The sequence below is a fragment of the Pseudomonas sp. GT1P32 genome (assembly GCF_054897805.1).
The window spans coordinates 4,140,903-4,153,131 of record NZ_CM142704.1 but is presented as its reverse complement, the minus strand read 5'-3'; the positions used below and the strand labels follow the sequence as shown (position 1 = coordinate 4,153,131).

The following is a 12,229-nucleotide window of genomic DNA, read 5'->3' as shown; positions in this document are numbered from 1 at the left end:
GTAATCCCCTGTGGGAGCGAGCCTGCTCGCGATGAGGGTGTGTCAGTCAACATATCAGTTGTCTGACACACCCTCATCGCGAGCAGGCTCGCTCCCACAGGTTTCGTATTGCCGAAATTACCTCAAATCGATGACGGCTAGCTACAGGACAGCGAACGTGCCTTGTGCTTTTGCGACGAGTTTGTCGCCCTGCATCACGTCGGCTTCGACCACCAACGTGCGGCGGCCCGGGTGAATGACCCGCGCCGTGCACATCACCTCACCGTCGGAAACGGCGCGGATGTAGTTGATCTTGCACTCGATGGTCGCGCTCTGCTGGTCAAAGCCGTGGGTGCTGGAACAGGCCAGCCCCATGGCAATGTCCACCAGGCTGAACAAGGCCCCGCCGTGCAGCTTGCCGCCGCGATTGCGCAGTTTGGGTTCAAGCGCCAGGGCGACTTGCGCCACCCCGGTTTCCAGGCTGTGCAAGCGACAGCCCAGCAGCTTGAAAAACGCGCTTTCGGTCAGCCCGGCCGGGATTTCCATCAGCGTTTCTTCAACTGTTTGGCGTTGGCGAACAGCGAAGCCATGGCGTTGTTGGACGGGGCCGCCGCCGTGGTTTCCTTGCGCGGTGCAGAGTTCTGGGACTGGCGCGGTGCCGACCCCGGACGCGCACCACGGGCACCGTCGATTTTCTCGCCCGGTGTGTCGCTCATGCGCATCGACAGACCTACGCGTTTGCGCGGGATATCGACTTCCATGACCTTCACTTTCACCACGTCACCGGCCTTCACCGCTTCGCGTGGATCTTTGATGAACTTCTCCGAAAGCGCAGAGATGTGCACCAAACCGTCCTGATGCACGCCGATATCGACGAACGCACCGAAGTTGGTCACGTTGGTCACGACGCCTTCGAGGATCATGCCCAATTCCAGGTCCTTGAGGTCTTCGACGCCTTCCTGGAACTCGGCGGTCTTGAACTCCGGACGCGGGTCGCGGCCAGGTTTTTCCAGCTCTTGCAGGATGTCGGTGACCGTTGGCAGACCGAAGGTTTCGTCGGTGTACTTCTTCGGATCAAGACGTTTGAGGAAGCTCGCGTCGCCGATCAGCGAGCGAATGTCGCGGTCGGTTTCAGCGGCGATGCGCTGCACCAGCGGATAGGCTTCCGGGTGAACCGCGGACGAATCCAGCGGGTTGTCGCCGTTCATCACGCGTAGGAAGCCGGCGGCCTGTTCGAAGGTTTTTTCGCCCAGACGCGCCACTTTCTTCAACGCTGCTCGGGTTTTGAACGCGCCGTGCTCGTCACGGTGGCTGACGATGTTCTGCGCCAGGGTCGCGTTGAGGCCAGAGATACGGGCCAGCAGCGCCACGGAAGCGGTGTTCACGTCCACGCCGACGGCGTTCACGCAGTCCTCGACCACCGCGTCCAGGCCGCGCGCCAGTTTCAGCTGCGACACATCGTGCTGGTACTGGCCGACACCGATGGATTTCGGATCGATTTTAACCAGCTCGGCCAGCGGATCCTGCAAACGACGGGCAATCGACACCGCGCCACGGATCGACACGTCGAGGTCCGGGAATTCCTTCGAAGCCAGTTCCGACGCCGAGTAAACCGATGCGCCCGCCTCGGAGACCATGACTTTGGTCATCTTCATGGCTGGGTATTTTTTGATCAGCTCAGCAGCCAGCTTGTCGGTTTCGCGGCTGGCGGTGCCGTTGCCGATGGCGATCAGGTCCACCGAGTGCTTGGCGCACAGGGCCGCGAGAATCGCCAGGGTCTGATCCCACTTGTTGTGCGGCACGTGCGGGTAAACCGTGGCGTGATCCAGCAGCTTGCCGGTGGCATCGACCACGGCGACCTTGCAACCGGTGCGCAGGCCCGGGTCGAGGCCCAGGGTGGCACGCGGGCCGGCCGGAGCCGACAGCAGCAGGTCGTGCAGGTTGTGTGCGAATACGTTGATCGCTTCGGTTTCCGCGCCATCGCGCAGCTCGCCCAGCAAGTCGGTTTCGAGGTGGGTGTAGAGCTTGACCTTCCAGGTCCAGCGCACTACTTCGCCCAGCCATTTGTCGGCGGCGCGGTTCTGATTCTGGATGCCGAACTGCTGACCGATCATGCCTTCGCACGGGTGCATGGTGCCCGGCAGTTCGTCGCCGACTTTCAGCGCGGAGCTGAGAATGCCTTCGTTGCGGCCACGGAAAATCGCCAGCGCGCGGTGCGACGGCATGCTTTTCAGCGGTTCGTCGTGTTCGAAATAGTCGCGGAACTTGGCGCCTTCCTCTTCCTTGCCGGCGATCACGCGGGCACTGAGGGTGGCTTCTTGCTTCAAGTAGTTGCGCAGCTTGTCCAGCAGGCCGGCGTCTTCGGCGAAGCGCTCCATGAGGATGTACTTGGCGCCTTCGAGGGCCGCCTTCACATCGGCCACGCCTTTTTCGGCGTTGATGAAGCGTGCGGCTTCGGTGTCCGGGGTCAGGCTTGGGTCGTTGAACAGACCGTCGGCCAGCTCGCCGAGGCCGGCTTCCAGGGCGATTTGGCCCTTGGTGCGGCGCTTCTGCTTGTACGGCAGGTACAAGTCTTCGAGGCGGGTCTTGGTGTCGGCGAGCTTGATGTCGCGTTCGAGTTGCGGGGTCAGCTTGCCTTGCTCCTGGATGCTGGCGAGGATGCTGATGCGCCGTTCGTCGAGTTCTCGCAGGTAGCGCAGACGCTCTTCCAGATGACGCAACTGGATGTCATCGAGGCTGCCGGTCACTTCTTTCCGGTAACGGGCGATGAAGGGAACGGTAGAGCCTTCATCGAGTAGCGCGACGGCCGCTTCGACCTGTTGTGGGCGTACGCCGAGTTCCTCGGCGATGCGGCTGTTGATGCTGTCCATAAAACCACCTGACAAATTGTGAAAGCAGGCTCGCGGGCGCGGGGATAAAGGCTCGGCGAGTCTGGTTGAGCGGCCTGGCCTGCGCCGCTACCTGGATCAACAGGCATCCCGTTGACCCGTGAAATCGAACAATTACTGCCGTGGCGATGAAAATAAAAAGCCGCCATTACGGTAACGATCAGACGTTGCCTGACACAAAAGGCCGCGCATTATAACCAGCGTTCTGTCATTCGGGGGCATCACAGGCTGTAGGCACAATGCCCGGATTTCTGGCGGTGAAGGAAAAATCTGCTAACAATGCACACGGTGCGTATAACGGCAGCTACGCCATAATGCGCGCCGAGATCAAAGGAGCATCCAATGAGCAGCACTGCAAACATTGCTGAAGGCGAAAAAATTCTTATCGTTGACGACGATCCGGGGCTCAGCAGCCTGCTGGAACGCTTTTTCGTCAGCAAGGGCTACCGCGCCCGCGCCGTACCGAACACCGAACAAATGGACCGCCTGCTGGCGCGTGAAGTGTTCAACCTGGTCGTCCTCGACCTGATGCTGCCCGGCGAAGACGGTCTGACCGCTTGCCGCCGTCTGCGCGGCGCTAACAATCAGATTCCGATCATCATGCTCACCGCCAAGGGCGACGAGCTGAGCCGCATCAAGGGCCTGGAACTGGGCGCCGACGATTACCTGGCCAAACCGTTCAACCCGGATGAGCTGATGGCGCGTGTCAAAGCGGTCCTGCGTCGTCAATCGGCGCCGGTGCCGGGTGCGCCGGGCAGCGAAGACGAAAGCGTGACCTTCGGTGACTACGAACTGTCGCTGGCGACTCGCGAACTGAAACGCGGTGACGAAGTGCACATGCTCACCACCGGTGAGTTTGCGGTGCTCAAGGCCTTGGTCATGAACGCACGTCAGCCACTGACTCGCGACAAACTGATGAACCTGGCCCGTGGCCGCGAGTGGGATGCCCTGGAGCGTTCCATCGACGTGCAGATCTCCCGTCTGCGCCGGATGATCGAGCCTGATCCGTCCAAGCCGCGTTACATCCAGACTGTCTGGGGCGTGGGCTACGTGTTCGTTCCGGATGGCGCCGCCACCAAGTGATCGGCGATTTGTAGGAGCGGGTCGTGCGGATGATGTTGTCCGCAGACTCGCGATCCGCAATATGCGAGCATCGCTCGCTCCTGCAAGTGTGTAGCGGTTATTCATGAAAACCCCGGTTTGGTTCCCCCAGAGTTTCTTCTCCCGCACCCTGTGGCTGGTGCTGATTGTCGTCCTGTTTTCCAAGGCGCTGACCCTGGTTTATCTGTTGATGAACGAAGACGTGCTGGTGGATCGTCAATACAGCCACGGCGTCGCCCTGACGCTACGCGCCTATTGGGCGGCCGATGAAAACAACCGCGACAAGATTGCCGAAGCCGCGACCCTGATCCGGGTGGTGGGCACTGGCGTGCCGGAAGGCGAGCAACACTGGCCTTACAGCGAGATCTATCAACGGCAGATGCAGGCCGAACTCGGCGCCGACACCGAGGTGCGATTGCGCATGCACTCACCGCCGGCGCTGTGGGTCCGGGCGCCGAGCCTGGGCGATGGCTGGCTGAAAGTGCCGCTGTATCCGCATCCTTTGCGTGGCCAGAAAATCTGGAACGTGCTCGGCTGGTTCCTTGCCATCGGCCTGCTGTCCACCGCCTCGGCGTGGATCTTCGTCAGTCAGCTCAATCAACCGTTGAAGCGTCTGGTCTATGCCGCCAGGCAACTCGGCCAGGGCCGCAGCGTTCGTTTGCCGATCAGCGACACACCGAGCGAGATGACCGAGGTGTACCGCGCTTTCAACCAGATGGCCGAAGACGTCGAACAGGCTGGCCGCGAGCGCGAGCTGATGCTGGCCGGGGTGTCCCATGACCTGCGTACGCCGTTGACCCGGTTGCGACTGTCACTGGAGTTGATGGGCGACCACAGCGACCTGACGGACGACATGGTCCGCGACATCGAGGACATGGACGCGATTCTCGACCAGTTCCTCGCGTTCATCCGCGATGGCCGTGATGAATCGGTGGAAGAGGTGGACTTGAGCGATCTGGTTCGCGAGGTCGCCGCGCCGTTTAACCAGAATGAAGAGAAAGTACGCTTGCGTCTGGAGCCGATTCAGCCGTTTCCGCTGCGTCGCGTGTCCATGAAGCGGCTGCTGAACAACCTGATCGGCAATGCGCTGCATCACGCTGGCAGCGGTGTTGAGGTGGCGGCTTATGTGTCCGGGGATGTCAGCGCTCCGTATGTGGTGCTGAGCGTCATGGACCGTGGGGCGGGGATTGATCCGTCGGAGCTGGAGGCGATCTTCAACCCGTTTACCCGTGGGGATCGTGCTCGCGGTGGTAAAGGGACCGGGTTGGGGTTGGCCATCGTGAAGCGGATTGCTTCGATGCATGGCGGGAATGTTGAGCTGCGTAATCGTTCCGGTGGTGGGCTGGAAGCGCGGGTGCGGTTGCCGCTGGGGTTGATGTTGCCTCGGGATGCGGTTTAAGGCCGATTCTGTCGCTGGGACTTAAGGCCTCTTCGCGAGCAGGCTCGCTCCCACATTTGATTAGCTGTGTACACAAAATCTGTGTTCGACGCGATCCCCTGTGGGAGCGAGCCTGCTCGCGAAGGCGGCTTCCCTGCCACCGCAAAGCTTAAGATCAGCCCTTGCCTTTGGTCCGAGTCATATTCGGCCCACCATTCTTCTCAAGATGCTCAATGATGATCCCAGCCACATTCTTCCCTGTGGTGGTTTCAATCCCTTCCAGTCCCGGCGACGAATTCACTTCCATCACCAACGGTCCGTGATTCGAACGCAGAATATCCACACCCGCCACCGCGAGTCCCATCACCTTCGCAGCGCGTAATGCAGTCATGCGTTCTTCCGGCGTGATCTTGATCAGGCTGGCGCTGCCACCGCGATGCAGGTTGGAGCGAAACTCACCAGGCTTGGCCTGACGCTTCATCGCTGCAATCACCTTGTCGCCGACCACGAAGCAGCGAATGTCCGCACCGCCGGCTTCCTTGATGTATTCCTGAACCATGATGTTCTGCTTGAGGCCCATGAACGCCTCGATCACCGATTCAGCCGCCGTCGCGGTTTCGCACAGCACCACGCCGATGCCCTGGGTGCCTTCCAGCACCTTGATCACCAGCGGCGCGCCGTTGACCATGTCGATCAGGTCGGGAATGTCATCCGGAGAGTGGGCAAACCCGGTGACCGGCAAACCGATCCCGCGGCGCGAGAGCAATTGCAGCGAACGCAGTTTGTCTCGCGAGCGGGCAATGGCCACCGATTCGTTAAGCGGGAACACCCCCATCATTTCAAACTGACGCAGTACCGCGCAGCCATAAAACGTTACCGACGCACCGATCCGGGGGATCACCGCGTCGAAACCTTCCAGCGGCTTGCCGCGGTAGTGGATCTGCGGCTTGTGGCTGGCAATGTTCATATAGGCGCGCAGGGTGTCGATCACCACCATTTCATGGCCACGCTCGGTACCGGCTTCGACCAGACGACGAGTGGAATACAGACGCGGGTTCCGCGACAGCACAGCGATCTTCATGCAACACCTGTGGAGGAGGTAGATACCGGGAACACCGGCTTGTCTTGTACATACTTAATGCCCGGATTGACCACCAGTTGGCCGTCGATCAGGGCTTTGGAGCCGAGTAGCAGGCGATAACGCATGGATTTACGGCAGGCAAGGGTGAACTCGACGGGCCAGACCCGATCACCGAGGGCCAGGGTCGTGCTGACCACGTAACGCTTCTGCGCCTGGCCGTTGGAGCTTTTGATGGATTTCATCGTCACCAGCGGTGCTTCGCAGCGCCGGTGTCGCAACTGCACCACCGTGCCCAGGTGCGCGGTGAAGCGCACCCACTGTTCGCCGTCGCGCTCGAACGGCTCGATGTCAGTGGCATGCAGGCTGGAGGTGCTGGCACCGGTGTCGATTTTTGCCCGCAGGCCCGCGACTCCCAAACCCGGGAGCGCCACCCACTCGCGCAGACCGACAACGGTCAAATGGTCAAATGTCTTCAAAGGTACTCAACCGGTGGATACCGCTGGGGCCGCACGCGGCCGGATTCGCGGTATTCACGCAGAATAATGGTTAAAAGGCGACAGATATCTACAGCCCGGAATGCCACCCCCTGCAAGCGAGGTGTGGCGTGCGCATTGTAGTACGGGTCGGTGGAAATCCAGGCACGACAGAAACGGTAGTACAGTTCACCAATATTTCAGAATGAGGAAATTCCATGGCACAAAAAAGCGAAGAGGACGACAAGGTCCGTCTCGATAAGTGGTTGTGGGCCGCGCGTTTTTATAAAACACGTGCCTTGGCGAAAGCGGCGATTGAGAGCGGCAAGGTGCATTGCCGTGGTGAGCGTTGCAAGCCGGGCAAGGAGCCGCGGATCGGCGACGAGTTTCAGATTCGCGCAGGGTTCGAGGAGCGTACGGTGGTGGTCCAGGCGTTATCGATCGTGCGCCGTGGTGCGCCGGAAGCTCAGACGTTGTACGCCGAAACCGAAGCCAGCATCGCCAAGCGCGAAGCGGCTGCGGCGATGCGCAAGGCGGGCTCGCTGGGCGTGAGCACCGACGGCAAACCAAGCAAGAAGCAGCGGCGGGACCTGTTTAAATTTCGTGGGAGCAGCAACGACGAGTGAGGCTGTTGCTTCTGCGTTGTCTGGGCTGACGCCTTCGCGAGCAGGCTCGCTCCCACAAGGGATACGCATTTCAATGTGGGAGCGAGCCTGCTCGCGATCGAGTGCGCAGCACTCGTCAGCCGTCCCCGGATTCAGGCGCTATGCACCACACTTATCCGACCAGCAGTATCCCCCCACCACTGCATCGAACGGGCGCAGACTTGCAATTGCCCGAATGCGCAGCCATATCGGGTGAATCGCCAGCGGCGAATCGAGTGGATGGAAAGCCACTCGTCGAAAATCACACACAGCCTCTGACCTGTAGGCCATAACCAGAAGGCCAGCAGCGCCAGCGGCACAAAATTGCACAACGCCGCCGGCGGACGTTCCACCTTGCTTGGAACAAAACCGGATTGTTCATAAAATGCCTCCCATGGCTGAACAGTGCGCACCAAAACGGTGCTGCAGAGGCGCGATTTTCTCGTTTGTAACCTTTTATCATTTACTTCAGATACCCAGACCTATGACCGATCTACCGGATACCGACTACACCCAACGCTTCATCTTCGATGACAGCGACACCCGCGGCGAGCTGGTTTCGTTGGAGCGCAGCTACGCCGAGGTCCTTGCCAAACACCCGTATCCGGAGCCGGTCGCGCAACTGCTTGGCGAACTGATGGCCGCCGCGTCGTTGCTGGTCGGCACCTTGAAGTTTGATGGTCTGCTGATTCTTCAGGCGCGGTCCGACGGCCCGATCCCGTTGCTGATGATCGAATGTTCCAGCGAACGTGACATCCGTGGTCTGGCCCGTTACGAGGCCGACCAGATCGCCCCCGACGCCACCCTCGCCGACCTGATGCCCAACGGCGTATTGGCGCTGACCGTCGACCCGACCGTGGGCCAGCGTTATCAGGGCATCGTCGACCTGGATGGCGAAACCCTGTCCGAGTGCTTCACTAACTACTTCGTGATGTCGCAACAGGTGGGCACGCGTTTCTGGCTGTACGCCGATGGCCGTCGCGCCCGCGGCCTGTTGCTGCAGCAACTGCCCGCCGACCGCCTGAAAGACGAAGAAGAACGCGCCGCCAGCTGGCAGCACATCACCGCGCTGGGCAGTACCCTGACCGCCGATGAATTGCTCGGTCTGGACAACGAAACCGTGCTCCATCGCCTCTACCACGAAGAGCAGGTCCGGCTGTTCGATGTGCAGAAATTGCGCTTCCGTTGCAGCTGCTCGCGCGAACGTTCTGCCAATGCTCTGGTCAGTTTGGGTCTGGAAGATGCGCAGAGCCTGGTCGTCGAACACGGTGGCAACATCGAGGTCGACTGTCAGTTCTGCAATGAACGTTACCTGTTCGACGCCGCCGATATCGTTCAATTATTCGCCGGTGCGGGCGTCGACACGCCGTCAGATACCCGTCACTAAAACGGTTCAGCGCAGGTAAATTCACTGGAAAGTGCCGGAATAACGCCGTTACGACGGGAGGGCCCTACTTTTTTTGGGCGTTTCTGGCATAATCCGGCCCACTTTTTTCGCGGTAGTAGTGCACGACTTTCTACTACAAAACGTTTGGAGCACTCGGCCACTGGCCGACGGGGAACCTCATGACGCAAGCCAATAACGCCGTGTACACCGATCTGAGTGTTGATGATCTGGTTAAAGAAGCCCTGAATCGCGGTGAAGGCGAGCTTGCCGATACCGGCGCGCTGGTTGTTCGCACCGGTCACCGTACCGGTCGCTCGCCAGTCGATCGTTTCATCGTTGAAGAGCCGACCACCCAGGCCGCTATCGCCTGGGGCCCGATCAACCGCAAGTTCCCGGCCGACAAGTTCGATGCCCTGTGGGCTCGCGTCGAGGCCTTCAACAACGCGCAAGAGCATTTCGTTTCCCACGTGCATGTAGGCGCGGCCGAAGATCACTACCTGGCCGTGAAGATGACCACCCAGACTGCCTGGCAGAACCTGTTCGGTCGTTGCCTGTTCATCAACCCGGCCCAGTACAACCCGGCGGGTTGTGCTGAGTGGCAAGTGCTCAACGTTGCCAACTTCGAGTGCGTGCCAGAGCGTGACGGCACCAACTCCGACGGTTGCGTGATCATCAACTTCGCACAGAAGAAAGTGCTGATCGCCGGCATGCGTTACGCCGGTGAAATGAAGAAAGCCATGTTCTCTGTGCAGAACTTCCTGCTGCCAGCTGCCGACGTACTGCCGATGCACTGCGCCGCCAACATCGGCGAAGCGGGCGACGTGACTCTGTTCTTCGGCCTGTCCGGCACCGGTAAAACCACCCTGTCGGCCGACGAAAGCCGTTACCTGATCGGTGACGACGAACACGGCTGGGGCGAAGGCGTTGTCTTCAACATCGAAGGCGGTTGCTATGCCAAGTGCATCGACCTGTCCGAGAAGAACGAGCCGGTCATCTGGAAAGCCATCAAGCACGGCGCAGTCCTGGAAAACGTCGTGATCGACGACGCCAAGCACGCCGACTACGCCGATGTCAGCCTGACCCAGAACAGCCGCGCCGCCTACCCGCTGGAGCACGTTGCCAAGCGTTCCGAGAAAAACCTCGGTGGCGAGCCAAACGCTGTGATCTTCCTGACCTGCGACCTGACCGGCGTACTGCCACCAGTGTCGATCCTCAGCGAAGAACAAGCGGCCTACCACTTCCTGTCCGGCTACACCGCACTGGTGGGCTCGACCGAAATGGGTTCCGGCAGCGGCATCAAGTCGACCTTCTCCACCTGCTTCGGCGCACCGTTCTTCCCGCGTCCGGCCGGCGAATATGCAGAACTGCTGATCAAGCGCATCCGCGGCTTCGGCTCCAAGGTCTACCTGGTCAACACCGGCTGGACCGGCGGCGGCTACGGCGTCGGCAAACGCTTCAACATCCCGACCACTCGTGGCGTCATCGCAGCGATCCAGAGCGGCGCGTTGATCGGTGCTGAAACCGAACACCTCGACACCATCAACCTCGACGTGCCACTGGCCGTACCAGGCGTTGAGACTGGCCTGTTGAACCCACGTAACACCTGGGCTGACAAGGCTGCTTACGATGAAGCCGCTAAAGCACTGGCCGGGTTGTTCGTTGAGAACTTCAAGAAGTTCGAAGTGAGCGACGCGATCAAGGCTGCTGGGCCGAAGTTGTAAGATTGGTTTGATGTAATGAAAAAGCCGCCCTTTGAGGGCGGCTTTTTTGTGGGTGCAATTCAGGCTGTCAGGCAGACCGTAACTGCCATTATTCCAACCGAAAAGGCACTAAACGACCAGAATAATGGCACTTACGCGTTCGGCAAGATGCCTTCCAGTTCCTGTGTATCCCACCGCTGCACTTTGATCGCTTGGTAAAGCATTCCGATAGTCAGCGGAGCTTTATCGCCGCGCCCCTTCGCCCTGCGCTTGAGAAACACATCAAACCCTTCCGGCTGAAAGTAGCGATAGGCATCGTAGTCCACGAAGTCGACCCCGAACTGTTCTTCCAGCGCTTCCATCAAATGCCGGGCGTCAGCGCCGTCGCAGCCCAGATCGAAGTTGATCGAGGTGGTGAGGCTGATGGTTTTTCGTTCGGGCAGGCCGAGTTCTTCGTGAAGCAGCTGCATGAGCAGGTGCATGGTTTGGTCGTCGGGGAAGTTGGAGGCGAGGTTCATTCGGGGGCGTCCGGTTGGGCTTGGACGGATCTTATTGGTCGTCAGGTTTGGTGGGAAGGGCAGGAGGAGATTGTGACGGATTGTCTTCCCGGTATTTGGCGAGCACTTTCTCTCGCGTAGGAAGTGGAGTGACGAGGTCCTCTGGTGACGTGTCGAATCCTGCGAGGCGCAGGCAAGCCAGCTCCCACAAGGGTGCGGCTTACCTGTTAGCGCTTAGCGTCAGGCGGGGGCTTTCCAGCCCATCATTCGTTGCTGGGCGACTTTGAGCAGGTCGCAGCCGTCCTGGGTCAGGAGGTAGAGCGCGTGGGTGATGTGGGGGATGTCTTCTAGATCGCCTTGCTCGAAGGTTTGGCAGTGCAGGGTTCGGAGCAGTTCGCTGGAGGCTCGGATGCGCTGGAGGGCGGCTTCGAGGATGTCTTGCGGGTTGGCCTCTGTGTCGATGATCAGGGGCGGGGAATCGGTGAGGTTGGTTTGGAGTGGAAGGTAGCGATCGTTTGTGAACGGATTCCATTTATTCATTTTTGTGTTCTCAAATGCATCAGATGAAGGCACCACCATCGTGACCAAGCGATGGAGGCGGACTGTGTTCGGGTTGGTCAACCGGAAGAACACACAAGACCGGCACGCACTAAGGCGTCCCAAACACAGCCACCATATAGCGTGCAGACACTTGAAGCGCCGGCAGCATACAACGGATGCGTATGTGTGCTCCATTCGGGTGACCAAGCCCGAGTCGCTGATTTTGCAGCGACGGTCCGACTATAGGTGCGAGTCACCGGTTGGCGATAGGCGACAAGGTGTCTTGTGTTGTAGGACCGGGATGAAGCTTTGATAGGGCGTTGCCTACGGACTTATCGCTTGCGTAATTTTTCGCGTTTGACTGCCATCAGTTGTCTGGCTTCTTCGTCGGGAATGCTTGGGCGTGGGTCGTCGAGACTGGCTTGTACCTGTGCTCTGAACCATGCGTCGTAGGCTGCTTTTTCTCGAGATGATTGGGTTTCGGGGATTTTAGTTTTCATCAGATTCACCGCGTTATCGTTCTTCGCGGGCAAGTCGGGTCGCCGCATCGCTCGCTCCTAC

General features: G+C 59.8%; 12 protein-coding genes and 1 pseudogene. 5 read left to right on the top strand and 8 right to left on the bottom strand.

From position 1 onward, the window contains the following. Positions 1–141: 141 nt before the first annotated feature. Entirely contained in the window at positions 142–525 is a 384-nt protein-coding gene (locus tag ACYZUC_RS18985; protein WP_461989655.1) for a PaaI family thioesterase, read from the bottom strand. Continuing rightward, positions 525–2,849: a Tex family protein gene (locus tag ACYZUC_RS18980; protein WP_461989654.1), complete on the bottom strand. Its 2,325-nt coding sequence runs from the start codon at positions 2,847–2,849 to the stop codon at positions 525–527. Before ACYZUC_RS18980 ends, ACYZUC_RS18985 begins: the two co-directional genes overlap by 1 nt. A 360-nt stretch (positions 2,850–3,209) precedes the next feature. On the opposite strand from ACYZUC_RS18980, the gene ompR reads away from it, so the two are divergent. Continuing rightward, complete coding sequence (gene ompR, locus ACYZUC_RS18975) at positions 3,210–3,950, top strand: osmolarity response regulator transcription factor OmpR (protein WP_008032260.1); 741 nt, start codon at positions 3,210–3,212, stop codon at positions 3,948–3,950. Between the two features lie 103 nt (positions 3,951–4,053). After that, positions 4,054–5,367: an ATP-binding protein gene (locus ACYZUC_RS18970; RefSeq protein ID WP_008032259.1), complete on the top strand. Its 1,314-nt coding sequence runs from the start codon at positions 4,054–4,056 to the stop codon at positions 5,365–5,367. Between the two features lie 154 nt (positions 5,368–5,521). Here the strand turns inward: ACYZUC_RS18970 and rimK are convergent, their stop codons facing one another. Both rimK and rimB read right to left on the bottom strand, forming a co-directional pair. Then, positions 5,522–6,427, bottom strand: coding sequence for a 30S ribosomal protein S6--L-glutamate ligase (gene rimK / locus ACYZUC_RS18965; RefSeq protein ID WP_007949201.1), 906 nt, complete (start codon positions 6,425–6,427; stop codon positions 5,522–5,524). Further along, on the bottom strand, positions 6,424–6,903 hold the full coding sequence (rimB, locus tag ACYZUC_RS18960; protein ID WP_008040149.1) for a retropepsin-like aspartic endopeptidase RimB: 480 nt from the start codon (positions 6,901–6,903) through the stop codon (positions 6,424–6,426). Before rimB ends, rimK begins: the two co-directional genes overlap by 4 nt. 215 nt (positions 6,904–7,118) lie before the next feature. Between rimB and ACYZUC_RS18955 the strand changes: the two genes are divergently transcribed. Next, positions 7,119–7,526, top strand: coding sequence for an RNA-binding S4 domain-containing protein (locus ACYZUC_RS18955; RefSeq protein ID WP_008025063.1), 408 nt, complete (start codon positions 7,119–7,121; stop codon positions 7,524–7,526). A gap of 171 nt (positions 7,527–7,697) precedes the next feature. Here the strand turns inward: ACYZUC_RS18955 and ACYZUC_RS18950 are convergent. After that, positions 7,698–7,926, bottom strand: a pseudogene (locus ACYZUC_RS18950) (phosphatase PAP2 family protein); the annotation flags it as partial. A 102-nt stretch (positions 7,927–8,028) separates the two neighbouring features. Between ACYZUC_RS18950 and hslO the strand changes: the two are divergent. Next, positions 8,029–8,931: an Hsp33 family molecular chaperone HslO gene (gene hslO / locus ACYZUC_RS18945; protein WP_008025061.1), complete on the top strand. Its 903-nt coding sequence runs from the start codon at positions 8,029–8,031 to the stop codon at positions 8,929–8,931. Positions 8,932–9,110: 179 nt separating this feature from the next. Then, positions 9,111–10,652 (top strand): phosphoenolpyruvate carboxykinase, encoded by a 1,542-nt coding sequence (locus tag ACYZUC_RS18940; protein ID WP_461989653.1) that lies wholly within the window; start codon positions 9,111–9,113, stop codon positions 10,650–10,652. Positions 10,653–10,783: 131 nt separating this feature from the next. On the opposite strand, the gene ACYZUC_RS18935 is transcribed toward ACYZUC_RS18940, so the two are convergent. The 3 genes from ACYZUC_RS18935 to relB form a co-directional block, all read right to left on the bottom strand. After that, positions 10,784–11,149 (bottom strand): DUF1493 family protein, encoded by a 366-nt coding sequence (locus ACYZUC_RS18935; protein WP_461989652.1) that lies wholly within the window; start codon positions 11,147–11,149, stop codon positions 10,784–10,786. Between the two features lie 219 nt (positions 11,150–11,368). After that, on the bottom strand, positions 11,369–11,668 hold the full coding sequence (locus tag ACYZUC_RS18930; protein ID WP_280162667.1) for a hypothetical protein: 300 nt from the start codon (positions 11,666–11,668) through the stop codon (positions 11,369–11,371). A 332-nt stretch (positions 11,669–12,000) separates the two neighbouring features. Continuing rightward, positions 12,001–12,201, bottom strand: a complete 201-nt coding sequence (relB, locus tag ACYZUC_RS18925; RefSeq protein ID WP_081501747.1) for a type II toxin-antitoxin system RelB family antitoxin — start codon at positions 12,199–12,201, stop codon at positions 12,001–12,003. Positions 12,202–12,229: the final 28 nt, after the last annotated feature.